The sequence below is a fragment of the Myxococcus eversor genome (genome assembly GCF_010894455.1).
GTDB classification, from domain to species: Bacteria; Myxococcota; Myxococcia; order Myxococcales; family Myxococcaceae; genus Myxococcus; species Myxococcus eversor.
In genome coordinates this window covers 252,953-278,294 of sequence record NZ_JAAIXY010000004.1, presented here as the reverse complement: position 1 = coordinate 278,294, position 25,342 = coordinate 252,953, and the positions used below count along the sequence as shown (strand labels likewise).

At 69.4% G+C, this 25,342-nt stretch carries 19 protein-coding genes; 9 read left to right on the top strand and 10 right to left on the bottom strand.

The features are described 5' to 3' along the window. Window positions 1-15 precede the first annotated feature (15 nt). From G4D83_RS10580 to G4D83_RS10570, 3 genes are all read right to left on the bottom strand, one after another. Entirely contained in the window at window positions 16-1,197 is a 1,182-nt protein-coding gene (locus tag G4D83_RS10580; RefSeq protein ID WP_163864572.1) for an exo-beta-N-acetylmuramidase NamZ family protein, read from the bottom strand. A gap of 39 nt (window positions 1,198-1,236) precedes the next feature. Continuing rightward, a complete protein-coding gene (locus G4D83_RS10575) occupies window positions 1,237-2,541 on the bottom strand; it encodes an adenylate/guanylate cyclase domain-containing protein (protein ID WP_163864571.1) in 1,305 nt (434 codons plus the stop codon). Window positions 2,542-2,606: 65 nt separating this feature from the next. Then, window positions 2,607-3,353, bottom strand: coding sequence for a tetratricopeptide repeat protein (locus G4D83_RS10570; protein ID WP_163864750.1), 747 nt, complete (start codon window positions 3,351-3,353; stop codon window positions 2,607-2,609). 75 nt (window positions 3,354-3,428) lie between these two features. On the opposite strand from G4D83_RS10570, the gene G4D83_RS10565 reads away from it, so the two are divergent. Both G4D83_RS10565 and G4D83_RS10560 read left to right on the top strand, forming a co-directional pair. Then, window positions 3,429-5,834, top strand: a complete 2,406-nt coding sequence (locus G4D83_RS10565) for an endonuclease MutS2 (RefSeq protein ID WP_163864749.1) — start codon at window positions 3,429-3,431, stop codon at window positions 5,832-5,834. A 150-nt stretch (window positions 5,835-5,984) separates the two neighbouring features. Then, window positions 5,985-6,752 (top strand): ATP-grasp domain-containing protein, encoded by a 768-nt coding sequence (locus G4D83_RS10560; RefSeq protein WP_163864570.1) that lies wholly within the window; start codon window positions 5,985-5,987, stop codon window positions 6,750-6,752. A gap of 65 nt (window positions 6,753-6,817) precedes the next feature. On the opposite strand, the gene G4D83_RS10555 is transcribed toward G4D83_RS10560, so the two are convergent. The 3 genes from G4D83_RS10555 to G4D83_RS10545 all read right to left on the bottom strand — a co-directional run bounded on the left by G4D83_RS10555 (window position 6,818) and on the right by G4D83_RS10545 (window position 11,248). Further along, window positions 6,818-7,648 carry an ankyrin repeat domain-containing protein gene (locus G4D83_RS10555; RefSeq protein ID WP_163864569.1) on the bottom strand — a complete coding sequence of 277 codons (831 nt, stop codon included), beginning with the start codon at window positions 7,646-7,648 and terminating at the stop codon, window positions 6,818-6,820. A 117-nt stretch (window positions 7,649-7,765) separates the two neighbouring features. Beyond that, complete coding sequence (locus G4D83_RS10550) at window positions 7,766-9,274, bottom strand: hydroxymethylglutaryl-CoA reductase (RefSeq protein ID WP_240356256.1); 1,509 nt, start codon at window positions 9,272-9,274, stop codon at window positions 7,766-7,768. Window positions 9,275-9,523: 249 nt separating this feature from the next. After that, complete coding sequence (locus G4D83_RS10545; protein WP_163864567.1) at window positions 9,524-11,248, bottom strand: phosphatidylinositol-specific phospholipase C; 1,725 nt, start codon at window positions 11,246-11,248, stop codon at window positions 9,524-9,526. A gap of 243 nt (window positions 11,249-11,491) precedes the next feature. Between G4D83_RS10545 and G4D83_RS10540 the strand changes: the two genes are divergently transcribed. Further along, on the top strand, window positions 11,492-13,663 hold the full coding sequence (locus G4D83_RS10540) for a M4 family metallopeptidase (RefSeq protein ID WP_240356255.1): 2,172 nt from the start codon (window positions 11,492-11,494) through the stop codon (window positions 13,661-13,663). 122 nt (window positions 13,664-13,785) lie between these two features. On the opposite strand, the gene G4D83_RS10535 is transcribed toward G4D83_RS10540, so the two are convergent. Beyond that, on the bottom strand, window positions 13,786-14,247 hold the full coding sequence (locus tag G4D83_RS10535; RefSeq protein ID WP_163864565.1) for a tetratricopeptide repeat protein: 462 nt from the start codon (window positions 14,245-14,247) through the stop codon (window positions 13,786-13,788). A gap of 98 nt (window positions 14,248-14,345) precedes the next feature. Here G4D83_RS10535 and G4D83_RS10530 point away from each other — a divergent pair, with 98 nt between their 5' ends. After that, window positions 14,346-14,936 carry a hypothetical protein gene (locus tag G4D83_RS10530; protein ID WP_163864564.1) on the top strand — a complete coding sequence of 197 codons (591 nt, stop codon included), beginning with the start codon at window positions 14,346-14,348 and terminating at the stop codon, window positions 14,934-14,936. Window positions 14,937-14,982: 46 nt separating this feature from the next. Here G4D83_RS10530 and G4D83_RS10525 read toward each other — a convergent pair whose 3' ends face one another. Further along, window positions 14,983-16,332 (bottom strand): sigma-54-dependent transcriptional regulator, encoded by a 1,350-nt coding sequence (locus G4D83_RS10525; protein ID WP_163864563.1) that lies wholly within the window; start codon window positions 16,330-16,332, stop codon window positions 14,983-14,985. 3 nt (window positions 16,333-16,335) lie between these two features. Beyond that, window positions 16,336-17,616, bottom strand: a complete 1,281-nt coding sequence (locus G4D83_RS10520) for a sensor histidine kinase (RefSeq protein WP_240356254.1) — start codon at window positions 17,614-17,616, stop codon at window positions 16,336-16,338. 525 nt (window positions 17,617-18,141) lie between these two features. On the opposite strand from G4D83_RS10520, the gene G4D83_RS10515 reads away from it, so the two are divergent. From G4D83_RS10515 to G4D83_RS10500, 4 genes are read left to right on the top strand one after another with little or no spacing between them, the layout of a single operon-like run. Further along, a complete protein-coding gene (locus G4D83_RS10515) occupies window positions 18,142-19,650 on the top strand; it encodes a TolC family protein (RefSeq protein ID WP_240356253.1) in 1,509 nt (502 codons plus the stop codon). A gap of 8 nt (window positions 19,651-19,658) precedes the next feature. Beyond that, window positions 19,659-20,378, top strand: a complete 720-nt coding sequence (locus G4D83_RS10510; RefSeq protein WP_163864746.1) for an ABC transporter ATP-binding protein — start codon at window positions 19,659-19,661, stop codon at window positions 20,376-20,378. 43 nt (window positions 20,379-20,421) lie between these two features. After that, complete coding sequence (locus G4D83_RS10505; RefSeq protein WP_163864562.1) at window positions 20,422-21,888, top strand: efflux RND transporter periplasmic adaptor subunit; 1,467 nt, start codon at window positions 20,422-20,424, stop codon at window positions 21,886-21,888. Between the two features lie 26 nt (window positions 21,889-21,914). Next, window positions 21,915-23,120 (top strand): ABC transporter permease, encoded by a 1,206-nt coding sequence (locus G4D83_RS10500; RefSeq protein ID WP_163864561.1) that lies wholly within the window; start codon window positions 21,915-21,917, stop codon window positions 23,118-23,120. A gap of 45 nt (window positions 23,121-23,165) precedes the next feature. Here G4D83_RS10500 and G4D83_RS10495 read toward each other — a convergent pair whose 3' ends face one another. Then, window positions 23,166-23,936: an SDR family oxidoreductase gene (locus G4D83_RS10495; protein WP_163864560.1), complete on the bottom strand. Its 771-nt coding sequence runs from the start codon at window positions 23,934-23,936 to the stop codon at window positions 23,166-23,168. A 176-nt stretch (window positions 23,937-24,112) separates the two neighbouring features. On the opposite strand from G4D83_RS10495, the gene G4D83_RS10490 reads away from it, so the two are divergent. Next, window positions 24,113-25,342: a metallophosphoesterase gene (locus G4D83_RS10490; RefSeq protein ID WP_163864559.1), complete on the top strand. Its 1,230-nt coding sequence runs from the start codon at window positions 24,113-24,115 to the stop codon at window positions 25,340-25,342.

Here is a 25,342-nt window from a genome sequence, read left to right as displayed (position 1 = left end):
TGGAAAGTCCCACGCTCAAGCGTACAGCAGGTAGGGCGCCCTGTGTCCGGCGAAGCGCTCCGCCTGGGCGGAGAACCCCTCCATCAGCCGGTCCAGGCTCCAGCCCGCCTCGATTCCCCGGCGCACCTGGTCCGTCCCACACAGCAAATCGAACGCCGGGACGTCCTCGACGAACTCGTACGCGTCCGCCCGCCAGTCGAACTTCCCCGGGCCGATGTCGTGCAGGGCCTGGAAGATGGCCACCCCGGTACGCAGCGGCAGGAACGCTCGCCGGTCCGTGACGTGGATGAAGGCCCCGTTGCAGGACTCGCCCCGGTACTTGTCGAACGTCGGGGTGAAGCCCACGGCGCGGAACGCCACGCCCGGCAGGTCCTCCTTCGCCAGCCGCGCCAGCAGCGCGTCCGTGTCCACCCACGGCGCGCCGAACTGCTCGAAGGGGCGGCACGTCCCACGCCCCTCGGAGACGTTGGTCCCCTCCCCCAGGCACATGCCCGGATACACCAGCGCCGTGTCCGGCGTGGGCATGTTGGGCGACGGAGAGATGAAGGGCAGGTCCGTCTCGGACCAGAAGTGCTCGCGGCGCCAGCCCTCGCAGGGCACCACCGTCAGCGCGCAGCCGAAGCCCTCCTGCGCGTTGAACAACCGGGCCAGCTCCCCCGCCGTCATGCCGTGGCGGTTGGGCAGCGCGTACAGACCCACGAAGGAGCGGAACCCCTCCCCCACCAGGTTGCCCTCCATCGCCTGGCCGTTGAGCGGATTGGGCCGGTCCAACACGTAGAAGGGCACGCCCGCCTTGGCGGCCACCTTCATGGCCAGCGCCATGGTGTAGACGTAGGTGTAGTAGCGGCTGCCCACGTCCTGGATATCGAAGACGAGCGCGTCCAGGCCCTTGAGCCACTCGACGCGCGGGGACAGCGATTCGAAGGTGGAGCCGTAGAGGCTGTGCACGGGCACGCCGGTGCGGCGGTCCTTCGCCTCGCCCACGGCCACCATGTACTGCGCCTCGCCGCGCACGCCGTGCTCCGGGCCGAACAGCGCGCCCAGCGTCACGCCCGGCGCCTGGGACAGCAGGTCCGCCAGGTGGCGGAATTTCGAGTCCACGCTGGTGGGGTTGACGATGGCGCCCACGCGCTTGCCCTTCAGCGCCGAGAAGCCCTGCTCCACCCACACGTCCAGTCCCGTCTTCACCTTCGTCACGGCGATTCCTTCCTCGCGACCGGCCTCACGGCCCCGTCGTCAATCCTTGAAGCTCTTGAGCGCGTTCAGGGCGGACTGCTTCGAGTCGCACCGCCCCATGCCGAAGATGCCGCCGGAGCCGTCATCCTCCCCACCGTCCTCCGACAGGTCCTCCAACGCCCCCAGCGCGCTCGTCAGTTTCAGGGAGCGGACCGTCTCCGCCGCCGAAGTGCGCACATCGCACCTGGGATGCGACAGCAACTGGGTAATGCGCTTCTCCGCGTCGGAGCTGCCCGCCTTCACCGCGCGAGCGTAGTCTCCGAGGGCGCGCCGCGGGTCCTCCAGCGCCTCGTCCAGCCGCCCCTGGAGGAAGTGACGCCGCCCCGTGTCCTTCTCGTCGCCGATGAGCTTCCGCGCTTCCTTGGCCAGCGGCTCGCGCTCGCTCTTGGGCGCGCCCTCCACCGCGTCGATGGCCCGCGTCGCCGGGGAGCCACCGAAAGCCAGCACTCCCACGCCCAGGACGAGGGCCAGCACTCCGACCATCAACAACGGGCGGCGGTAGGCACCCAGCCTCCGCGCCACGGCCATGGGTCCACCTGGCGGAATCCCATCCCGCATCCGCGCGAAGAGCGAGCGACCCGCGCGCGACGCCTGACGCCCCAGCACCACCGCGCCCGCGGCGGCCCGCTGTCCCAGCTCGGCGGCCCGCTGTCCCAGCAGCGCCACATCCACCGGCCCGTCCTGCAGCACGGACTCCGGCACGCGCGACAGGCCCAGGTTGCCATACGGCGGCATCGACTCCGTGCCTGGCGCCTCGGCGATGGCGCCCGCGGAAGGCGCCTCCACGCGGTACGGCGCGCGAGGCACCTGGAAGACGCGAATCTTCCCGGGGATGCCCTTCAGCTCGAAGGCGCCCACCTCCCGCGAGGGAATCTCCGCCTTGTTCATCGCCAGGTAGACGGCCTCGGTGAAGTACACCTCGCCCGCCTCGGCGAGCCCCTCCACGCGCGCGGCGATGTTCACCGGCTCGCCGAAGATGTCGTTGTTGTCCAGCCGCACCTCGCCCACGTTGATGGCGTAGCGGACGTGGAGCTGCTCCGACTGCGCCACGGTGCGGTTGTGGTGCCACAGCCGGTCTTGAATGGCGATGCCGCAGAGCACCGCCTGCGTGGGGGACTCGAACGTCAACAGCAGCGCATCACCGATGGACTTGATGATGCGTCCGTCGAACGCCTTGACGAGCGGCGACAGCAGGGCGCCGTGGACCCGCAGCAGGCGCTGGTTCTCATCCAGCGTCTGCCGACTGGTCCGCTCGGTGAAGCCCTTGATGTCGGTGAAGACGATGGCGAGGTTGGCGGTCTTCAAGGCGCGCGCAGTCTATGCGCCACGCCCGGGGGCGCAATCGCCACGACGCACCGCGACGACATCCGTCAGCGACGCGACGGCTTGAGCGCTCGCATTCGCCGCTTCTCTTGTGGCTCCAGGGACTTGCGCACCTTCGCCGCGAGCTGGGGCCGCTCGGTCCTGTCGTAGAAGTCGGCCAGCTTGCGGAGCACCAGATGGCTGTCCGGCTGGATGCTCCGCGCCGCCAGCAGCTCCGTCTCCGCATCCAGCAACCGCTCCTGCTTCTCCAGCACGTCCGCGAGCTGGAGGCGCACCTGCACCCACTCCGGCTTGGAGCGGGCCAGGTAGCGGTAGTGCAGCTCCGCCTTGAGCAAATCCCCCAGGGAGACCCACAGGCCCCCGAGCCGGAAGCGGGCCTCTTCGTACGACGCCCGGTGCTGCACCGCCGTCTCATAGGCCCGCGCGGCCTGGAACGCGTTGCCCTTCTCCTCCCAGAGCAGACCTCGCAGGTACCAGGCCCGGGGGTTGGTGGGGGCCACCCGCGTGGCGACCTCCAGGTGGGCCTCGGCCTGCTCCACCGAGCCGCCCACCTTGAGCAGCAGTCGGGCCGCCTCCAGTCGGGGCAACTCCCACTCGGGTTTGGAGCGGACCAGCGCCTCCACGGCCTGGAGCGCGGCGGTGTCATCCCCTCCCGCCTCCAGCGCGAGCGCATCCGTCAGGGACATGGGTGGAGGAGCCGGGGACACGGGTCGGGACTGCGCCACCGTCAGGGTGGATGGCTCCGCGGCGTCGGAGGCGCCCGCCAGGAAAGCCACCAGGAAGACCCAGTGCATGCGCGGCAGATAGCAGAGCCGAGCGGGGCTCCTCAACAGATCCTCTTGACGGCCGGACGACCGCGCATGAAACCCATGACCGTGCAGATATCCCAAAAGACGCTGGAAGACCTCGGATTCGCGGAAGTACTTCGCGCGCTGACGCAGCGGTGTCGGACGGAGCCAGGCAGGGAGCGAGTGCTCGCCCGGCCGTTCCTCGACTCGGCCGAACAGGTCTCGGAGGCCCTGGCCCTGGTGGGCGAGGCGCGCTCGTTGTCCCAGGAACAATTCTCCCTGCCGCTGGGCGGCGTGGTGGACCTGCGAATCGCCGTGGGCCATGCGGCCAAGGGCGGAATCCTGGAGCCCCGTCAGCTCATCGACTCGGCGCAGCTCCTGTTCGCCTTCGTCCGCACCCGTGAGGCGGTGGAAGAACGCAAGGAGCGGGTCCCCCGGCTGATGGACCTGGCCCGCCGGCTGCCCATGCTGGAGTCCCTGGCCCGGCGCGTCGACCAGTGCTTCGAACCGGACGGAGAGATTTCCGACCGCGCCAGCCCGGAGCTGCGCGAGGCGCGAGACAGGGCCCGGGGCCTCCACCGCCGCATCAAGGCGCGGCTGGACGAGCTGCTCCATGACGAGGGGTTCCTCTCCAAGCTGCGCGAGAACTACTACACCCTGCGCAACGGCCGGTACGTGGTGCCGGTGGTGTCGAACTACCGCTCGGAAGTGGACGGCATCGTCCACAACGCCAGCCAGACGGGCCAGACGCTCTTCATGGAGCCGCAGGCGATGGTGGGTCTGGGCAACGACCTGGCCATCGCCCAGTCGGTGGTGGCGGAAGAGGAGCGGCGGGTGCTCCAGGAGCTGAGCCAGTTGCTCGGCCGGGAGTCGGACCGCATCCTGGAAGGCCTGGACGCAGTGGCGGAGCTGGACGAGGCGGAGGCGGTGGCCATCCTCTCCGCGGACCTGGATGCCACGACGCCCGAGTTCGTCGGAGTGACGGACCTCCAGTTGCGGCTGCTGCGCCACCCGCGCCTGGTGCTCAAGGGCACGGAAGTGGTCGCCAACGACGTGACGCTCAATGGCGGCGCCAGGGCGCTCGTCGTGTCCGGTCCCAACGCGGGCGGCAAGACGGTGACGCTGACGGGCGTGGGGCTGTGCGCGTTGATGCTGCGCGCGGGCCTGCCCATTCCGGTGGCGGAGGGCTCGCGGATGCCGCTGTATCGCTCCGTGCACTCCACCGTGGGCGACGCGCAGGATTTGACGCAGGGCCTGTCCACGTTCAGCGCGCACGTGGTGATGCTGCGCGACATCATCGCCGAGGCGAGCGAGGGCTCGCTGGTGATGATCGACGAAATCGCCGCGGACACGGACCCGCGCGAGGGCGCGGCCATCGCCATCGCGGTGCTCGAGGAGCTGCTCGCCAAGGGGGCCGTGGCGCTCGTCACCACGCACCTGGAGGAACTCAAGGCGCTGGCGCACATGGACCCGCGCTTCCTCAACGCGAGGGTGGGCTTCGACTCGAAGCGGATGGCGCCGACGTACCGGCTCCAGATGGGCGCGGCGGGCCAGTCTTCCGCCATCGACATGGCGGTCCGGGTGGGCCTGCCCGAGCGGGTGTGTGAGCGCGCGCGGGAGCTGACGCTGAACGCGGGCGGCCCCCTCTCCCAGGCGCTGGCGGCGGCGGAGGACGAGCGCCGCAAGCTGTCCGAGGAGCTGGAGCGGGCGCGCGTGGCGGCGAAGGAAGCCGAGGCGCTGCGCACCGAGCTGGAGAAGCAGAAGCAGACCTTCGAGCGGGAGCGCCGCGCGAAGATGATGCAGTTCAACGAGGACGTGCACGCGGCCAGCGAGCACGCGGCCGCGGAAGTGCGAGAGCTGCTGGCGAAGCTGCGCTCCGAGCAGAACGAGAAGACGCTGGCGGAAGCACGGATGCAGCTCCAGCAGCGGGCGGAGGACGCCCAGAAGCGCGCCCTGGCGGCGAGGGCGGAGCTGTTCCAGGCGGAGGCTCCCGCACCCGTGAACCTCAAGGTGGGCGCGTGGGTGCACCATTCGGGGCTGAGCCGGGATGTGGAAATCCTGGAGCTGGCCGAGGACCATGCGGTGGTGTCCGCCGGTGGGGCGATGAAGATGCGTGTCCCCACGTCGGAGCTGTCGGGCTCCCGCACGCGCAAGCCGCAGCAGACGAAGTTCCCCGACCGGCAGAAGCAGGAGGCGACGCTGAAGCGGGCGGCCTCGGCGGCGCCGGCGCAGGTGGAGGCGACGAACTTCCGCTGCGACGTGCGCGGCATGCGCGCGGACGACGCGCTCGCGGAGGTGGAGTCCTTCCTGGACCGGGGCATGCGCAGCGGCGAGGAAGCCGCGCTCATCGTCCACGGCCACGGCACGGGCGCGCTGAAGCAGGCGCTGCGCGACTACCTGTCGAACTCGCCCTACATCCGGATGTACCGGCCGGGCGAGGCTCACGAGGGTGGTGACGGCGTCACCGTGGTGGCCCTGCGCGCCTGAGCGAAGGATGATGCAGGTCACTCGGAGGGCCCGGACGTGCTGGGGAGACCCAGGCGCTCCGGGCCCTTCCCTGTTCCACCGAGGAACCTGTCGTCAGCCCCACCCAGGGCCGAGCGTCCCCGGCCCACCGCTTCGCAGGGAGGGAGTCACATGCACTGGGTCGTCCAGAACAACCTGTTCAACGAGCGCGGCTTCCACGACCTGATGCAGGCACTGGAGCGCGGAGGCATTCCCCACACCCTGGTGAAGGTGATTCCCTTCGATGGGGGCGTGGAGCCCACCGTCGACGTGACGGGGCCCGTCGTCGTCATGGGCTCGCTCAGCCTGGCGCGCTACGCGAAGGCCCGAGGCTGGACGCCGGGCGCGTTCGTCAACGAGCGGTTCGACTTCCGCGTGTGGCGCGAGCACCTGGGCGAGCACCTGTTGAACACCGACGCGCACGTGTGCCGCTTCGGCGAGGTGCCCATGCAGGCGAAGCCGTTCTTCATCCGGCCGTGCCTGGACGACAAGTCGTTCTCCGGAATGGTGACCTCATGGGAGGACTTCGAGCGCTGGCGCGAGAGCGCCCTGGCGGAGCCCGAGAACACCCAGGTCACCGCTGACACGTGGGTGGCCGTCAGCGAACTCCGGCACATCCAGAGCGAGTACCGCATGGTCGTCGTGGACGGCCGCGTCGTCACGGGCACGCGCTACAAGCTGGGGGACCGGGTCTTCTCCTCGCCGGAAGTCGAGCCGGACGTGTGGACCTTCGCCCAGCGCATGGCGGACCGCTGGGGACCGGACCGGGCCTATGCGCTGGACGTCTTCGTCCACGAGCAGAAGCCCTACATCGGGGAGATCAACACCCTCAACTCGGCGGGCTTCTACGGGTACGACGTCGGGAAGATGGTGGCGGCACTCGAAGCGATGGGCTTCTGAGGTTCGCCCGTGGGGGCAGGACCCTCCGAGGTTCGTGCCCTCTCCTTCCGCGTGCGGCGGCTCCTTCAACGGGTGGGAGGGGCTTCGCTCAGCACCACGACGGGCCGATCGCTGGAGCTGCCCGACCAGTCGACGGTGAATCCGGCACCGCGCAGGGCATCGACAATGGAGTGCCCCACCTGCTCGGTCTCGACCCGGGCGCCATCAGGAGCTCCCCAGTAGCCCAGAGGGAGAAGACCGCTGCTCCGGGCGCGGCGCAGGTCCTGCGACGTGTAGAAGCAGAACCCGACGGCCTTCCGCCCCGCTGCGGTGTATTCCTCGGCGCAGTCCTGGAACCCATCGTCCTGCGTGGTGCCCGCATCCTCGCGCACGATGAGACCGGACTCGCGCAACCCCGCGAAGACGGAGGCCAGTCGCACACGGGCCGCCTTCCACGCAGCGGTGCTCAGGCGAACCGACGGTCGCTTGGGAACGGGCATCGGAATCGGCACACCGGTCCGCTCGGAGAGATACGCCTGGACCTCGGGGCTGAGGGCATTCACGACGACGTGGATGCCGTGTTGGCTGACGACGTCGACCTTCGCCCCCAGTGACTCCAGGACCTTGACGACGGCGAGGTCATCCACGAGCTCCGCGGCCAGGTAGAGCGCGGTACGGCCCTCTCGCTCGGTCGCCTCCAGCGAAACCCCACCGGCGATCAGCCGACGGATGACCGAGATGAGGGCCTCACTGCCCAGCCGGGCCGTGTTGATGACCGCCGCATGCAGCGCCGTCAATCCCAGCTCGTTGCGCTCCCCCGACTCGGCCCCCGCCGCGAAGGCACGCTCGATGGCGGCGATATCACCCGCCGTCGCCGCATCCACCAGCACCGCCCGTTGTTTCATCGACGACGACATTCGCGAGGACTCCTCCAGACCTCATGCTGCTGCCGTCGGAAAGCCGTGTCCATGGGTTCCAGGACGCGGGAAGGGCCGAGCATCCCCGGCCCACCGCGAGCGAAGGCCCAGGAGCGCCTAGCGATTGCGGCCCAGGTTCTCGTGGCTGGACACCCACTCCTCCGAGCCCAGCGTGGACGACAGGGCACACGCGAGCGACAGCTCCCCAGCGAGGACGACTCCCGCGACAATCTCCGCCAGCCGGCGCACCTTGCCGCGTCCGTAGCAGTCCATCAGCTCCAGGCACTCCCGCTGCGTGGGCAGGCCCGTGCCTCCACCGTGCGTTGCCAGCACGAGCGCGGGCAAGGTGATGGACGCATAGAGGTCCCCATCCGAAGTCTCCTCCATGTACAGGCGTCCGGCGGCGGACTCCGCCAGGGCCCCTACATCCTGTCCCGTCGCGATGAACAGCGCCGCGAGGGCATTGGCGGACTGAGAGCCGTTGTTGTGCGAACCCGCCAGATTCGCCCCTTCCGTGGTGATTCGCTGCACCTGTACCAACTGGCGCACGTGCGTGCGCATCCGTGACAGGAGCAGCTCCTTGCCAATGACCGCCTCCGCCACCACGCGCTTGCCTCGGGTCCGCAGGATGTTGAGCTGGGACGACTTCTTGTCCGTGGAGATGTTGCCATCCAGGAAGCTGGCATGGATGGCCGGGTACTGCTCCCGAATCCACAGGAGCGCGGCGAACACGGCCTTGCCCACCATGTTCTGTCCCGCCGCATCTCCCGTCGTGAAGCTGAAGCGCAAGAAGACCAGCCGGCTCACCTGATAGGCCTCGATGTCCTCGAGCGTCGCCACGTGGCTCGTCGACTCCGCCTGCTCGGCGATGGCCGCCTGATTCGTCCTCACCCAGGTCGTGAATTCACGACCGGCCTTCGCGTCCGCGAAGACGAAGACCGGCGAGCGTTGCATGGCGTCGTCCAGCACCGTGCAGACGGCACCACCGGACTCGTTGAGGAGCTTGATGCCCCGGTTGTAGCTCGCCACCATCGCCCCCTCTGTCGTGGCCAGGGGGATGACGTACGCGCCGTGAGCATGCTCTCCCTGGATGGTGAGGGGTCCGGCGATGCCCAGCGGAACCTGGGCCACGCCCGTGAAGTGCTCGCACGAGTTCCTCGCATGGTCGGCGTCGAACGAGTGGCCCGCCACATGCTCCAGCCGAGCCCCCGTCCACGACTCCGCGTAGCCCCGCCGCGCATGGACGATGTCCTCCGTGTAGTCATCCTCCTGACTGCGCGGGATGCGACTGTCGGGCTCCGGGTGTCCCTCCTCGATGGCCTCCGTCACATGCAGACTCACGGGGCCGTGAAGTCCACACTCCAGCTCCACCTCTACCCGGTGCTCCCCCTCACCGAGCGGCGGAATCTCGGCGCGCAGGTACAGCGTCCTGCGCTTCTCGAAGGAAACCGGGCACTCCCGCGACAGGCGCTCGCCACGCCACACAGGGCCCTCGTCCGACAGCAGCACGACCTGCTCCAGCGGAACTTCCTTCCCATCCACCCGAACCACGCCGAGCCCCGTGAGCCGCAGGTCCGTCAGGTGATTGCGCAGCTCGAGCTCCACCGCGCCGCGCCGATTCCTCAAGCACCGCGCTGCTCCTGTGTCGCTCCCGATACCCCTCGTCCAACTCACCGCATCGCTGGCCATGGCGCCCCCCCCGGCCAACCAAGGCACGCTTGTTTCAAATGTCTCGCGGAGCCGACATGGCACTGACGACTTCCCGGCAAAGCATGTTCAACGAGGCGCCCGGCCATCCAACGTGTGACAGCACCTCGCCCCGCGAGGCACACAGGACGGGCCCGCGGGACAGCCCCGCGGACCTCGCCCGGGGACTCAGTGCAGTCCCACCCGATTCACGGAGACCGAGGAGATTTGATCATTCCACGGCCCACCGGGCACGGCGTTGACCTCGCGCACGCTCGAGGACGTGGTGAAACACCGACCCGTCTGGTTCGGGTGCTCACACAGCGTCGCCTGATACGGGCCCAGGACGGTGACGGAACTCAGCGAGTCATCGAAGCCGATATCACCCAGCCAGCCGACGTTCGACGTCAGTCGGACGACGTTCCCCTCCTGGTTGATGTGCTCGTGCAGGTACACGCCGTCAAAGGCCGAGTAGCCCTGGACCGCGTACGTGTAGCCGCCCGACGACGTCTTGTAGCCCCGCCCGTAGTCCGAGTACGCCCAGTTGCTGAGCCCCCCCGGATCGCGCTTCACCACCACGGACCAGAGCTGGAACGGGAAGCGCGAGCTCAGCCGCGAATGGAGCTGGGACGCCCTGTCGCCCGAGCCTCCCGACAACCCGCCGAGCTGCCCATTCACGTAGCTGGCCAGATACCCGGGCCCCACCACGCTCGTCACCGTCCGCGTCGGAAAAGCCAGGTGCGTGTAGTCATCCATGGGGTCGGACTGGAAGAAGGCGCCCTCGTGGTGCATCCACCCGCCCCACTCCCGCTTCAGCGCCATCACATGCCAGAGACGTCCGGGCGCGGCGTTCTGGAGGAACGACTGCATCCCATGCCAGCGAGCCTCCGCGTCGCCGCCAATCGTGTATGCCGTGTTCCGGAAGATGGGGCCGAAGTCCGCCGGCAACCCCTGGGAGGAAGGCAGCAACCGGACGTTGAGGGCCAGGATGGCATCAATCAATCCCGCCCCCGGGAAGTCCATCATCATGATTCCCGCGCGCTGCGCCCACCCTCCCACCAGGTGGTCGATGGCGTAATCATTCACACCCCGGTAGTTGATACCCAGGATGTTGATTCCGCCCGCCACATGTAAGGGATACGCCATGGCGGATGAACCACTCAGGAAGTTGATGTACAGCGAGGACGGCGAGCCACCCTGCGTCCTGTCCAGATGCGCCCGGACCTTGTTCCACTTGTCGTCGATATCCCCGAGCTGGGACACCGTCCAGTCATCCTGGAGGTTCACCGCGCCCCACGGGATGCCGTACGCCCCTCCGGCGAAGTCGTCGACAATCACAATCCGACCGCGCACCTCGCCCAGCGTGGGCACATGCGAACCCCGCCAGAGATAGGGGCTGTAGGCGGGCTGGTCGCGATACCACTCAAAAGTCTGCGTGAAGCCGCGCGTGTTGCTCTCCTCCGTGTGCTCCCGCTTCACCCGCATCACCACCGTCTCGGAGGGGTGCTCGTTGAGGAACTGGATGGTTGTCTGGAGGACATCGTCGAAGTTGACGTGCAGATAGACGACCCCGTGGTGGATGGTGAAACGGTCGCCGATGTGCCGACAGCGGATGTCCAGCGCCCGGATGCCCGCGTCCAGTTGCTGGCGCAGGCCCAGCGACTGCGTCTGTGTCAGATCTCCCCCATAGGATTGATACGCCATGGTGTCGTGCGTCCCAGGCAACGACAGGGCGCCCAGCCCCGTCGAGCTGGGAACCCAGCTCATCCAGGAGGGATGACTCGTCTCGATGCCGCCGGAGTGATTGTAGTACCGCCCGCCCGCCACGGCGGGAGCCGCACCGACGACCAGCCCCAGGGCCACCAGCAACGCCAGGGGACGAAGACTCGCGACAGGTGAAGACAGCGTGGACATGGATGTCTCTCGTTGACGTGTGAGCAAGCGGCGGCAACGCACCCTTACCCACGAATGGACACACCAGAATGAGGGCTGCGTGTAAAACAACTCTAAACAAGGAAAACCGACCTATATATCAAAACCACTTGAAACACGAATAAACGTGGTGCAATGAAAGAGCCCCCCTTCTTCAGAAAGGTCGTGCTCTTGAGAGGCAATGTCTGGAGGACGTTCTGCGCGGCGTGGGTTGGCGCCGGTCTCATGGCTTGCGGTTCAGTGCAGCCGGAAGGAGAAGCACCCCCAGCGGAGGCCAAGGACGCGGACGTCCAGGCCGCGCTGGCGCGACTGCCTGAAGTCGAGGTGGTCGGACAGCAGGAAGGAGTCCCGTTCCTGATTCGCGGTGAGCTGGGTCGCCTGGCGACGGATGGTGTCTCCGCGCAGCGGGCCCGTTCCGACTCTGGCGCCGAGGCACGCGAGGCCCTGGCGGAGATCGCCTCCGCCTTCCGCCTGCGCAACGACGACCTGGTCTTCCGCCGCGGCACGGTGGACGCACAGGGCCGCAAGCACCTGCGCTTCCGGCAGTTGGAGCAGGGCCTGCCCGTGGTGGGCGGTGAGCTGGTGCTCCACGCGGACCCGCAAGGTCTCATCTACGCGGCCAACGGCTCGGCTCGCGGTGGCACGGCGCCCTCCGCGAAGGCGTCAGTGGCCTCGGAGGCCGCGCTCACGGCCGCGCTCGCCGGCACGTCCGTCGAAGGCGCCAACGCCGAGGGCGCTCCCACGCTGGTGTTCCTGCGTCCCGAGGGCACCGAGGAGCTCCGCCTGACCTGGCAGGTGCGCCTGGTGGGCACCCGCGAAGGCATGAAGGCCGATGACCTGGTCTACGTCGACGCGCAGCGCGGCGGCGTGCTGGCCACGCATCCTCAGATTCACGCGGCGCTCAACCGCCGGGTGCACAGCGCCAACAACGGCAGCACCACGCCGGGCACCCTCCGTCGCAGCGAGGGCCAGGCGGCCACGGGCGATGCCCACGTGGACATGAACTACGACCAGCTCGGTACGACGTACAACTGCTACCAGACGCTGTTCGGCCGCGACTCGTACGACAACGCGGGCGCCGCGCTCGTCAGCACCGTCCACTACGGCAACAACTACGTGAACGCGTACTGGGACGGCACCCAGATGGTGTACGGCGACGGCGACGGGGTGAACTCCATCGAGCTGGGCAAGGACCTGGACGTCACCGTCCACGAGCTGACCCACGCGGTGACGGACACCGAGTCGGACCTCATCTACTCGGGTGAGTCCGGCGGCCTCAACGAGTCCATGTCCGACATCTTCTCCGGCGTGTGCGAGAGCTGGACGCGCAGCTGGGCCACCGACGCGGACGTGTTCATGGTGGGTGAGGACATCTGGACGCCGGGCATCCCCAACGACGCCCTGCGCTACATGGACGACCCGGCCAAGGATGACGTGTCGCTGGACTTCTACGGCGACTACTCGTCCGGCGTGGACGTGCACTACAGCTCCGGCATCAGCAACCTCGTCTTCGCCCTGCTCTCCAAGGGTGGCACGCACCCGCGCGGCAAGACGACGAACACCGTCGCCGCCATTGGCCCGGAAGCGGCCGGCCGCATCTTCTACAAGGCCAACACGGACCTCTTCACCCCGAGCACCACGTTCGAGCAGGCCAAGGCGTACACCGTCCAGGCCGCGCAGGAGCTGGGCTACAACGCCACGATTGTGCAGGCCGTGACGGATGCGTGGGTGGCCGTCGGTGTGCCGCCCCCGCCCCCGGTGACGTCGCCGCTGAGCAACGGCGTGCCGGTGACGGGCCTGTCCGGCAGCTCCGGCAACAAGAAGTACTACACGCTGGAGGTCCCCGCGGGCCGCTCCTCGCTGGTCGTCACCACCACGGGTGGCACCGGTGACGCGGACCTCTACGTGCGCTTCGGCGCCGCGCCGAACTCCGGCACCTACGACTGCCGCCCGTACACCGGCGGCAACGCGGAGACGTGCACCATCAACAATCCGCAGGCGGGTACCTGGTACATCATGGTCAACGGCTACACGTCCTACTCCGGACTGACGCTGACGGGCACGTACTCCGGCGGTGGCGGTGGCGGCACGCCCACCACGGAGACCGCGACGGGCTCGGTGGCGCGCAACACGAACGCGCGCTACGGACCGTACACCGTCGTCCCGGGCACCACGTTCTCCGTGGCGATGACGGGCACGCGCAACCCCAACCTGTACGTCCGCTTCGGCTCGCAGCCCACCACCAGCGCCTATGACTGCCGGCCGAACCTGTCCGGAGCGGCCGAAACGTGCACGCTCACCGTGCCCGCCGGTCAGACGGCGGCCCACGTCATGGTGCGCGGCGCCAGCGCCAACGCCGCGACGTACAACCTGACCATCAACTACACGAAGCCGTAGCACCAGCATCGCGCTGAACCTCACCTGGCGGGCGGCTTCCCTCGGGAGGCCGCCCGTCGCGCTTTACGCCCGGGCTCGGGCGAGCAGGAGAGCAAGCGTCCGGGAGATGTGACGCCGCGGCCTCAGAGCGCCTGCCCGTTCAGCACCCGCTCCAGCGCGGCCGCCTGCTCGCGCTCGTCCGCATTCGAGCTCCGGCCCGCGCGCTGGGCATGAACCTTTGCCCGGTCCGGCTCCGTCTTCGCCAGCGCCAACGCCAGGTCCAGGTTCGCTCGCGGATGGTCGGGATGCGCCGCCAACACCGGCGCCAGCACCCGCGCCGCGCGCGCGTCCTCCCCCCGCTCCAGCAGGGCAATCGCCAGATCACACGCCGGGCCGGGCTCCGATGGAGCCTTCGCGTGGACCAGCTCCAGCAGCTCCTCTGCCCTCGCGCGCTCCCCCACCACCTCCAGCGCCCGTGACAGCGCGTGCATCACCCCCGCATCCCCCGGGGCCTCATGGAGCGCGGCCTCCAGCAGCCGCTTCGCCTCCTTCCCATCCCCCGCCTCCAGCCGCGCCACTCCGTCGCGATACAGGTCCGTGCCCACGAGCCCTCCTTCTCACAATGCGGTGCGTTAATCCCAAGGACGCAACTTCCACCCTACAGAGTGCGACAATTCAAGAGAAGCTTTCCCCCGGGTCCTCCATGCTCGTGCGCAATCCCCCAGTCGCCCCCCGCCGCCCGCTCTCCAACAGCTCCGAGACGCCGACCGCCGAGCGGTCCAACACGGCGGTTCCGGTCCGGCCGAACACCCAGGACACCTTCGCCCGAGGCACCAGCGCGACGGAGCGCACGGCCAAGGTCGGCGCCGCTCCCGCCGGGGACCACGGCAAGCTGATGAACGAGTACCTGACGGGTGCTCGTCCGCCTCCGGCCGACTTCGAGAAGGTCATGGGCTACAAGCCCTACGCCATTCAGACGAAGCACGGTCAGCGCATGCAGGATCCGCACGGCTCCGCGTCCGCGCCCGGCAAGATTGGCCCGGACAAGGAGTTCGACCCGGCCGCGAAGACGCACGACTACGGCTATGACCTGCTGCGGTACTACGACCGCAAGGGCACGCCCCTGGACGGCAGCGCGCGCAAGGCGGCCGACGCCCTCTTCCGCAAGGACCTGTTCGACTACGCCAATGACCAGAAGGGCTTCGGCGACAAGCTGAAGTTCAAGACGTGGGCGCAGATCTACGCCACCGCGGTGGAGCTGAACTCCCGCGTGCAGGGCTACGGCCCTCCGTGATGTCGAACCGAGGGGCGCGGCGGCTGTCGCTCGCGCCCCCCGGGCTTCACTGCATTCCGTAGCGCCGCAGCTTGTCGTAGAGCGTGCGCAACCCGATGCCCAGCCGCTGCGCGGCGCGCTTCCGGTTGCCACCCTCGTCCGCGATGGCCTGGTCGATCGCCATCCGCTCCAACTCCTCCAGCGTCTTGTCCGGCAGGCGCGCGGTGCCCGTGACGGGCGCGAGCGTCGTCGCCGGTGCGCTCGTGGGGTCCAGCCACAGGTGACGCGACTCCACCACCGCGCCGTCCGCGAGGATGGCCGCGCGCTCCAGGGCGTTGCGCAGCTCGCGCACGTTGCCCGGCCAGGAGAAGGCCTCCAATCGCTCGGACGCCTCCGGAGACAACTTCAGCCCCGGGCGCCCCAGCTCGTCGCCAATGCGGCGCAACAGCAGCTCCGACAGGGGACGCAGGTCCTCGCGGCGCTCTCTCAGCGAGGGCATCCGGATGGGGAACACCGCCAGCCGGTGGTAGAGGTCCTCGCGGAACTCGCCATGGGCCATCATCGTCCTGAGGTCGCGGTTGGTCGCCGCCACCCAGCGCACGTCCGCCTCCAGCGTCCGCGTGCCACCCACGCGCTCGAAGCGCCGCTCCTGGAGCACGCGCAGGAGCTTGGCCTGCAGCTCCGCCTTCAGCTCCCCCACCTCGTCCAGGAAGAACGTCCCGCCCTGGGCCAGTTCGATGCGACCGCGCCGCTGCGCCACCGCGCCGGTGAAGGCGCCCTTCTCGTGGCCGAACAGCTCGCTCTCCAGCAGCGTCTCCGTCAGGGCCGCGCAGTTGACCGCGACGAAGGGCCCCTCCGAGCGCTCACCCCACTGGTGCAGCGCGCGCGCGGCGACCTCCTTGCCCGTGCCGCTCTCCCCCACCAGCAACACCGTGGCCTGCGTGGGTGACACCTTGCGCAGCGCCTCCACCACCGGTCCCATCGACGGCGCGCCCCAGCTCAGCACCACCTCGGTGGTGGACTGACGCACCTCCGTCTTCAAGTTCAACAGCGCGCGGCGCTCCAGGGCCCGCGCCACCGTCAGCCGCAGCTCGGCCGGGCTGCCCACGGGCTTGAGGAGGTACTCGAAGGCGCCGGCCTTCATCGCCGACACCGCGCTCTCCACCGAGCCCACCGCGGTGAGGACGACGACCTCCACGTCCGGCTGCTCCTCGCGCACCTTGCGCAGCAGCGTCAGCCCGTCCATCCCCGGCATCCGCAGGTCCGTCACCAGCAGATCCACGCCCTGCTTCGCCAGGAGCCGCGCGGCCTCTTCACCGTCCGCCGCCTGCGTCACCACGTGGCCTTCGACTTCCAGCGCCTCCGCGATGAACGAGCGCACGCCCTCCTCGTCATCCGCCACCAGGATGCGCGCCATGGCTCAGGTCCCCCTCGCCGGGACGGTGAGCCGGAACTCCGCGCCGCCGCCAGAATGAGTCTTCGCGCTCACCGAGCCGCCATGCAGCTCCACGATTCGCCGGGTGATGGCGAGCCCCAACCCCACGCCGCGCAGCCGCCCGGTGACGAAGGGCTCGAAGATGCGCTCCTCGTCCCCCTTCGGAATGCCCGGCCCGTAGTCCCTCACGATGAACACGAGCGACTGGCCCTCCTGCGCCACGTCCACCTCCACCCGCTGCCCCGCAGGGCTCACCTGCACCGCGTTGCGCAGCACGTTCTCCAGCGCCTGCTGGAAGCGTCCCGGGTCCAGCTCCCACTTCGCGCGGTCCGGCAGGTAGTGCGCATTCACACTGGCCTCGCCCGTGGCCTCCACCGCCGCGCGCAGCACCTCGTTGGGGTCCGTCCCCGTGCGCCGCAGCTCTCCACTGCGCACGAAGGACAGCAGGTCATTCATCAGCTGCTCCAGCCGCACCGCCTCGCCGACGATGCGGTCCGCCTTGGGACGCAGCACCTCGTCGCGCTCCACGCGCTCCGCGAGCAGCTGCGCGTGTCCCTTGAGCGAGGCCAGCGGGTTGCGCAGCTCATGCGCCAGCACGGCGGACATGGTGCCCAGCGCGGCGAGTCTGCGCCCGCGCTCCAGCTCCGCCGCCAGGGCCTCGCGCTGCGCCAGGGAGCGCGAGAAGGCGAAGGCCAGGCCCAGGATTCCCACGCACGACACCGCCGCGATGAACAGCAGGCGCTGCGCGCGGTCCGTCAACTCCAGCGCGGTGACAGGCTCGTACTCGTAGCCGATGCGCAGATTGCGGCGCGGCTCCTGGGGGGCCGCCGGTTCCACGGGGGGAGTGCCCGCGTTCGCCACGGCCGGAGTCTCTGGCTTGGGCTTGCGCAGTCGATGGATGAAGCGGCCTCGACCCGCTTCGATTCGCAGCAAGGGGCCGTCCTGGATTTCTCCCAGCGAGCCTTCACCCGCCGACTCCAGCACCTTTCCATCCTCGATGATGGCCACGTAGCGCAGGCCCCCTTCCTGGTTCGCCGCGAGGAAGGCGTCCAAGGACTGCTGGCTCGGGACGCCGGTGCCCTCCCGGAAGGCCTCCAACCCGGCGAGCATCAGGACGTTGGCCATGCCTCGCACCACCAACGAGGAGGACTCCATCGCCGACCTGCGGATGAAGAGCACCGCGGACAGGAGCACGGCGCACATCAACCCCGCCGCCACCCAGGGCATCCAGGGACCGCGCGGTCTCCAACGGGACACGCCGCTCATCGACGATGCCCCTTCTCGAGGTGAATCCCACTCCATGAGGTGCCTCCGCTCGCTGCGAACTCTGCATGCACGGTGCGGAATCCGCACTTCCTTCTCACATGGCGTGGCGCCGCGCGGGCTACCCCTTGGCTGGTTGCTGTCGAGCCCATGTGCATGTCTCTCCCCGAGGGTGGGCGCGGCGAGGGGGCCGCGACAATGGAGGTCGAGCGGGCCGCGACGCGAGGTGCGCCCATCCGACGCGGCCTCCTTGTGCAAGCACGAGGCCCAACCTCCACCCGCCGCAGGTGGCCCCTCTCCACGGCCCCTCTCCATGGAGCGCGAACCTCACGCCGCGCGGGCCAGGCCGGCCCAGGCCGTGCGGACCGCATGCGGAATCCGCACTCAAGCGGCGCTGCTCACAGGCCCATCGCGGGTTTCCCCTGAGATTTCGATGTGTTGAAAACTGGCAAGGAGCATGCAGTCACCCTGCTTCGGAACCGCCGGACGCGCCAGAAGCGCACCGGCCCTCAACGGGACATGGCTGCGATGACGATGCTCAAGAGAGCGTGGTTCAAGAGACGGCCCCACCGGATGACGGCGCTGACGCTGGGCCTGCTCGGCCTCGTCGCGACGCCGGGAATGGGCGCGGCGCAGGCGCCCACCCAGGCCACCGGCACGGAGAAGAACGCCGCCCAGACGCAGAAGGCTCCGGCCGATGCGCCCACCCAGGATGCGGCCCAGAAGAATGCCTCCGCGCCGGCCCAGGCCACACCTCAGGACGGCGCGCAGGCACAGGCCCCCGCCCAGAGCCTCACGGCCCAGGTCGCGGCCGAGGGCGTGACTGTCACGCTCGAGGAGGCCATCGCGCGGGCGCTCAAGACGAATCCCGCGGTGGTGCAGGCCGAGGGCTCCGTCACCAACGCCGAGGCCGCGGAGCTGAGCGCGGTGGGCGCCTACATCCCCTCGCTCTCGGCGAGCGCGTCTGGCTCGCTCTCCAGCAGCCAGCGCATCCTGGGCGATACGGGCACCGTCGTCTCCGGCTCCAATGACACGTACGGCGCGGGCGTCTCCTCCTCGTGGAACGTCTTCACCGGCGGGCAGCGGAGCGCCACGCGCAAGCAGACCCGCGCACAGTCCGGCGCGGCGGGGGCGCAGCTCACCGCGCAGCGCGCCAGCGCGGTGCTCGACGTCCAGCGCTCCTTCTACGAGGTCCTTCGGGCGACGGGCCTGGAAGCGGTGGCGCGCTCGCGCATCGAGCGGGCCAAGCAGAACGAGGATGCGGCGGAGCGGCGGCTCGCGGTGGGCTCGGCGACGCGCTCGGACCTGCTGCGGGCACGGCTGGACTACACCACGGCCCAAGAGGCGCTGCGGACGGCGGAGACCCAGCGCACCTCGGCGGCCCTGTCGCTGGGACGCCTCATCGGCGAGGATGGTCCGGCGCAAGCCCAGGCCAGCGAGAACCTGGGCCCCCAGCCGTTCACCCTCACCGAGGCGGCGCTCATCACCGAGTTGGAGTCCAACGCGCCCGCGGTGCTCGCCGCGGCCTCCACGCTGCGCGCCTCCGAGGCGGGTGTGAATGTCGCGAAGGCGACCTACCTGCCGAACGTGCGCCTGACCGCCGGCTATGACTGGCTCAACCAGGACCCGAGCTTCACCGGCGGCAGGACGAGCTGGTCGGTGCGCCTGGGCCTCTCCTACCCCATCTTCGACGGCTTCCTGCGTGAGGAGCGGGTGCAGCGGGCCAAGACTCAGGAAGTCACCTCCATGGCGCAGCTGGCTGACACGCGGCGCGCGGTGAGGTCGGGGGCCAGCCAGGCGCTGGCTCAGCTTCGCCTCTCGGCCGACCGCATCACCCTGTCCGAGCAGGCCGTGGAAGTGGCGCGCGAGGACCTCAAGGTGCAGGAAGAGCGCTACCGTCTGGGCGCCACCACCATCCTGGAGCTGCTGACGTCCCAGGAGAACCTGGTCCAGGCGGAGAGCAACCTCGTGTCATCTCGGTTCGACTACCGCATCGCGCGCGCCGAGCTGGAAGCGCTCGCCGGGAGGCCGTTGTGAGCACCGCCATGGAGAGCAACGCGACGGCGCGGGACATCGCGGACGTGGTCATCCGCGTGGAGGGCCTGCGCAAGGACTACACGATGGGCTCGGAGGTGGTGCGCGCGCTGCGCGGCGTGGACCTCACCATCCGCCGCAACGAGTACGTGGCCGTCATGGGCCCCTCGGGCTCCGGCAAGTCCACCTTCATGAACCTCATCGGCTGCCTGGATGTGCCGAGCGGCGGGCAGTACTGGCTCAACGGCCAGCCCGTCGCGGGCATGACGGAGAACGCGCTGGCGCGCATCCGCAACCGCGAGCTGGGCTTCGTGTTCCAGAGCTTCAACCTGCTGCCCCGCGCCTCCGCGCTGGACAACGTGGCGCTGCCGCTGGTGTACGCGCGCGTGCCGAAGAAGGTCCGCCAGGAGCGCGCGGCGGCGATGCTGGAGAAGGTGGGCCTGGGCGGACGCAAGGACCACCGGCCCAACGAGCTGTCCGGCGGTCAGCGTCAGCGCGTGGCCATTGCCCGCGCATTGGTGACGCAGCCGGCGCTGCTGCTGGCGGACGAGCCCACGGGCGCGCTCGACAGCAAGACGGGTGAGGAGATCATGGCCCTCTTCGGGGAGCTTCATTCCCAGGGCCAGACGTTGATGATCGTCACGCACGAGTCGGACATCGCGGCGTACGCGCGGCGGGTGCTGTTCTTGAAGGACGGCGTCATCGAGCGGGATGAGCTGAAGCGGAATTGAGCTGGACCGCGCACCGCGCGGCCACGAAGACCTGGAGGACGTCGTGAGCAAGGCGAAGAAGATGGTCATCACGGGTGTCGCGGCGGTCCTGATTGGAGCGGGCGTCTGGGCCACCCAGCGGAGCACGGAGCCCAAGACACCGGAGCGCTCGGCCGCCGTGGCGGTGGTGGAGCGCCGCGACATGGAGGTCGTCGCGGAGTCCGCCGGCCTGGTGGAGCCGCTGCGCGTGGTGGAGGTGAAGTCCAAGGCCTCCGGTGAAGTGCTGCGCGTGCTGTTCGACACCGGCGACAAGGTGGAGAAGGACGCGCTGCTCGCGGAGATAGATCCGCGCGACGTGCAGAACGCGCTGGCCCAGGCACAGGCGGACCTGGAGTCCGCGCGGGTGCGGCTGAACACGACGTCGGCCCAGCGCCAGCGCATGGAGACGCTGCGCCAGTCCGGCTACGTCACCCAGCAGGAGTTCGAGACGACGGTGGACGCCTACGCCACCGCGCAAGCGGCCAAGGTGCGCGCGGAGACGAACCTCCAGCTCGCCAAGGAGCGCAGCCGCGACGTCACCATCCGCGCCCCCAGCGCCGGGACGCTGCTGGAGCGGACGATTCAGCCCGGGCTCATCATCGCGTCGGCCACCTCCAACGTGTCCGGTGGCAGCACGCTGTTCAAGATGGCGGACCTGTCCGTCATGCAGGTGCGCGCCAAGGTGGACGAGACGGACGTGGGCCAGATCAAGGCGGGCCTCAAGGCGCGCGTGACGATGGAGGCGTACCCGGGAAAGACCTTCGTCGGCGAGGTCGTGAAGATCGAACCGCAGGCGCTGGTGGAACAGAACGTCACCCTCTTCCCGGTGCTGGTGCGCCTGGACAACCCGGATGGCCTGCTGCGCCCGGGAATGAACGCGGAGGTGGCCATTGAAATCTCGCGCCGCCGCGACGCCATCACCGTCCCCAACTCCGCCGTGGTCAGCCTGCGGGATGCTCGCGCCGCGGCGCTGGCGGTGGGGCTCACGGAGGACTCGGTGCGCGCGCTGATGCGTCCAGCGGGCGAAGGTCGTGGACGGGGTGGCTCGGGCACGGGTGGCACGAGCGCGGCTCCGACGAGCGGCACCGAGGGCACGCCTCCCGCCGGAGACAAGGGCGCGGTGGCCGCGGGGACAGTCACGCCGGTGAACGTGGCGACGCCGACGACGGCCGGGGCGCCGGAGGGCGCGGGCGAGGGGCGACGCAATCGGGGTGGTCGCGAAGGCGGGCAGGCGACGGGTGACACGCGGCCGGGGCTCGTCTTCGTGCAGGGCCCGAAGGGACCGGAGCCGCGCAAGGTGATGCTGGGCCTGAGTGACTGGGAGAGCTCGGAGGTCGTCAGCGGGCTGGAGGCGGGCGAGCAGGTGCTGCTCGTGTCCGTGGCGCAGCTCCAGCAGCAGCAACAGCAGCGCAACGAGCGGATGAAGGCGGCGACCGGCGGAATGATGCCGGGCATGGGTGGTGGTGCGGGTGGTGGGCGCGGCGGTCGTTAGCGGGCGAGCGGAGGAGGAGGCAGGTCATGGGTGAAATCATCTTGGTCGCGTTCGACGCGGTCCTCGCCAACAAGCTGCGGTCGCTGTTGACCATGCTGGGCATCGTCATCGGCATCGCCGCGGTCATCACCATGGTGGCGTTGGGCGAAGGGGCCCAGCGCTCGGTGGAGCAGCGCCTGAAGACGCTCGGGACGAACGTCCTGACGGTGCGCCCCGGACAGTCGTTCTCGGGAGGACTGGGCCGAGGCCAGGCGACGATGACCATCGACGACGCGGAGGCGCTGCGCACCAACGCGAAGCACATCCAGGCCGTGGCGCCGGAAATCGAGTCGCGCTTCCAGGTGGAGTACGGCGCGGGCAACGCGAACCTGTCGGTGGTGGGCACGTGGCCAGCCTACTTCACCATCAACGAGTCCAACATCGTGGCGGGCCGGCTGTTCACCGACGCGGAGGACCGGGGCCGCCGGCGCGTGGTGGTGCTGGGAGCGCTGGCGGGAGCGCAGCTCGGCCTGCGGGACTCCTCGTCGTTGGTGGGCGAGACGGTACGCATCCGAGGCATCCCCTTCGAGGTCATCGGCGTGCTCGCGGAGAAGGGCTCGCAGGGCTTCGCCAACCCCGACGAGAGCCTCTACATCCCGCTGTCCACCGCGCAGTTCCGGGTGATGGGCAGCGACCGCATCCGCTCCATCGCCGTGCAGGCGGCCACCGACAAGGGCATGGATGACGCGATGGCGGAGATCGACCTCAAGCTGCGCCGGGAGCACCGGCTCCGCCCGGAGGAGCAGGCCGACTTCAACATCCGGGACCAGGCCTCGCTGCTCGCGACGGTGCAGGAGACGACGCAGACCTTCTCGCTGCTCTTGGCCGGCATCGCCGCCATCTCCCTGTTGGTGGGAGGCATCGGCATCATGAACATCATGCTCGTCTCCGTGACGGAGCGGACGCGCGAGATTGGTCTGCGCAAGGCGCTGGGAGCCACGGGCACGGACATCCTGCTCCAGTTCCTCGTCGAGTCCCTGGTGCTGTGTCTGGCCGGTGGCACGCTCGGCCTGGTGCTGGGCGTGGGTGGCGCGGCGGTGCTCCAGAAGCTCATGGGGTGGACCATGGTGGTGGCCCCCGAGGCCATCGTGGTGGCCATCGCCTTCTCCGCCTCCGTGGGCGTGTTCTTCGGCATCTGGCCCGCGCGCCGTGCCGCGAGCCTGGCCCCCATCGAGTCGCTCCGCTACGAGTGACGCACGCGCCCGGGAGCACCGCGACTCCCGGGCGTCACGACACGCTCAGCGCCCGGGACGCATGCCCGGGTCCGCCTCGAACGCGGCGACGTCGTGGTAGTAGCGCTCCACTTCGGCGTGCGTGGACGCCTTCGTGAAGACCTCCGGACGTGGGTGGGCGATGGCGTCGAGGATGACCTCCACGGCCTCCTCGACGGGTTGGGCTCCGGGAAGCGCGCGTGAGTCCAGCCCGCCGCCCAGCGCGTTCGAACCGAACTCAGTGGCCACGACGCCGGGCATCACCACCGTGACGGAGATTCCCGGGTGCGTCTGGCGCAGCTCCAGCCGGAGACAGGCGCTCAGCGCGTTCAACGCGTGCTTGGCCGCGCTGTACGCCGAACGATGGGGCACGACGGGCAGGCGCCCCAGCGTGCTGGAGATGTTGAGAATCTGTCCCGCGTTGCGCGCCTGGAAGTGCGGCAGGACAGCCTGCATCCCGTAGAGCGCGCTGTGGACATTGTCGTGCCACATCGACTCCAGGTCCTCGTCGGTGAGCTCGGCCACGGAGCGGGTGATGCCGCGTCCGGCGTTGTTCACCCAGACGTCGATGCGGCCGAAGCGCTCCAGCGCCGCGTCGCGAAGCCGCTCCACCTGCGCGCGCGACGTCACGTCGGTGACGACGGCGAGCGAGTCGCGACCGGAACGATTGGCGACGACCTCCAGCTCTGCCCGACGGCGAGCGGCCAGCACCAGCTTCGCCCCACGCGCTCCCGCCACGCGAGCCAGCCCCGCGCCAATGCCTCCACTCGCCCCTGTGATGACGATGACCTTGTCCATGCGTGTCCCCTCGTGACGCTCGCCTGTCGCGCGCCGCGGAATCTACCCGCCCGAAGCGGACCTGGAAGGGACTCTGTTCAATCGCGAGGACGCGGGCGCCATCCTGTCGACAGAGCGGCCCCGGCATGGGCACCGTGTTACCCTTCCCTTTCGTTCTCGCCTCGGGTCGCTCGCGCATGCCGTTCCGAATCTTCTCCTTCTCGATGCTCATCGGACTCGGCGCGGTGCTGGGCCACCTGTACCTCTACCGACGGCTGGTCCGGGAGTTGGTGCGGAGTCGCGCGGCCCGCTTCGTGGCCATCGTCGTGCTCGGGCTTCTGACGCTGCTGCTGGGGATGCGGCGCACGCTGCTGGATGCGCTCCCGGAGGGACTGGAGCGCACCGTGACGGTGGCCACGTATACCTGGATGGGCGTGGCGCTCTGCCTGGTGCTCGCGCTCCTGGCCATGGATCTGCTGCGGGCGCTGGTCGGTCTGGGACGATGGGTCCGACGGCGGCGAGACACTGCCACCCTACCCGCGCTCTCGACCTCCGTTCAGGAGGCTCCATCACCCACCGAGCCACCCGTGGACGAGGAGCGCAGGAAGTTCCTCGGACGCGCGCTCGCGGGAGGCGCGGCACTCGCGGGTGGAGGGCTGGCGTCGTACGGCCACTGGCGGGCGTTCGCACCGCCGTTGGTGACGGAGCTGGCCATCCGGATTCCCAAGCTGCCACGCGAGCTGGATGGGCTCTCCATCGTCCAGCTCACGGACATCCACGTGGGTCCGTTCATCGAGCGCCGCTACATGGACGAACTGGTGCGGCAGACGAATGCCCTCAAGCCGGACCTGGTCGCCATCACCGGTGACCTGGTGGACGGTGACGTGCCCACGCTGGGCGGCGCAGTGGCCGCGCTCCAAGGGCTGCGCTCTCGTTACGGCAGCTACTTCGTCACCGGCAATCACGACTACTACTCCGGTGACGAGGAGTGGACGGCGTTCCTCCAGTCGCTCGACATCCAGACGCTGCGCAACCGCCATGTGCGAGTCGGCGACGCGGGCGCCTCACTGGACCTGGTCGGTGTTGACGACTGGAGTGGCTGGAGACGGAACAACCGGAAGGGCTACGACCTGGACCTGGCGCTCGCGGGACGAGAGCCGGACCGGGCGGCCGTGTTGCTCGCGCACCAGCCCGCGAACTTCAAGGTGGCCGCCGAGCGAGGGATGGACCTCCAGATTTCAGGCCACACCCACGGCGGACAGCTCGTCCCGATGACGCTGTTCATCGGCTTCGCGTGGGAGCACGCGGCGGGGCTCTACCAGCACCAGGACTCGCATATCTACGTGAGCCGGGGCTGCGGCTTCTGGGGGCCGCCCATGCGCGTCGGCAGTCCCCCGGAGCTCGTCAAACTGGTGCTCACGACGTAG

Bases quoted from the DNA above. Each gene is read 5' to 3' on its own strand.
- G4D83_RS10570 (WP_163864750.1), bottom strand. From the start codon at position 3,353: ATGCACTGGGTCTTCCTGGTGGCTTTCCTGGCGGGCGCCTCCGACGCC.
- G4D83_RS10565 (WP_163864749.1), top strand. From the start codon at position 3,429: ATGACCGTGCAGATATCCCAAAAGACGCTGGAAGACCTCGGATTCGCG.
- G4D83_RS10560 (WP_163864570.1), top strand. From the start codon at position 5,985: ATGCACTGGGTCGTCCAGAACAACCTGTTCAACGAGCGCGGCTTCCAC.
- G4D83_RS10555 (WP_163864569.1), bottom strand. From the start codon at position 7,648: ATGTCGTCGTCGATGAAACAACGGGCGGTGCTGGTGGATGCGGCGACG.
- G4D83_RS10545 (WP_163864567.1), bottom strand. From the start codon at position 11,248: ATGTCCACGCTGTCTTCACCTGTCGCGAGTCTTCGTCCCCTGGCGTTG.
- G4D83_RS10540 (WP_240356255.1), top strand. From the start codon at position 11,492: ATGGCTTGCGGTTCAGTGCAGCCGGAAGGAGAAGCACCCCCAGCGGAG.
- G4D83_RS10530 (WP_163864564.1), top strand. From the start codon at position 14,346: ATGCTCGTGCGCAATCCCCCAGTCGCCCCCCGCCGCCCGCTCTCCAAC.
- G4D83_RS10525 (WP_163864563.1), bottom strand. From the start codon at position 16,332: ATGGCGCGCATCCTGGTGGCGGATGACGAGGAGGGCGTGCGCTCGTTC.
- G4D83_RS10520 (WP_240356254.1), bottom strand. From the start codon at position 17,616: ATGAGCGGCGTGTCCCGTTGGAGACCGCGCGGTCCCTGGATGCCCTGG.
- G4D83_RS10515 (WP_240356253.1), top strand. From the start codon at position 18,142: ATGACGATGCTCAAGAGAGCGTGGTTCAAGAGACGGCCCCACCGGATG.
- G4D83_RS10510 (WP_163864746.1), top strand. From the start codon at position 19,659: ATGGAGAGCAACGCGACGGCGCGGGACATCGCGGACGTGGTCATCCGC.
- G4D83_RS10500 (WP_163864561.1), top strand. From the start codon at position 21,915: ATGGGTGAAATCATCTTGGTCGCGTTCGACGCGGTCCTCGCCAACAAG.
- G4D83_RS10495 (WP_163864560.1), bottom strand. From the start codon at position 23,936: ATGGACAAGGTCATCGTCATCACAGGGGCGAGTGGAGGCATTGGCGCG.
- G4D83_RS10490 (WP_163864559.1), top strand. From the start codon at position 24,113: ATGCCGTTCCGAATCTTCTCCTTCTCGATGCTCATCGGACTCGGCGCG.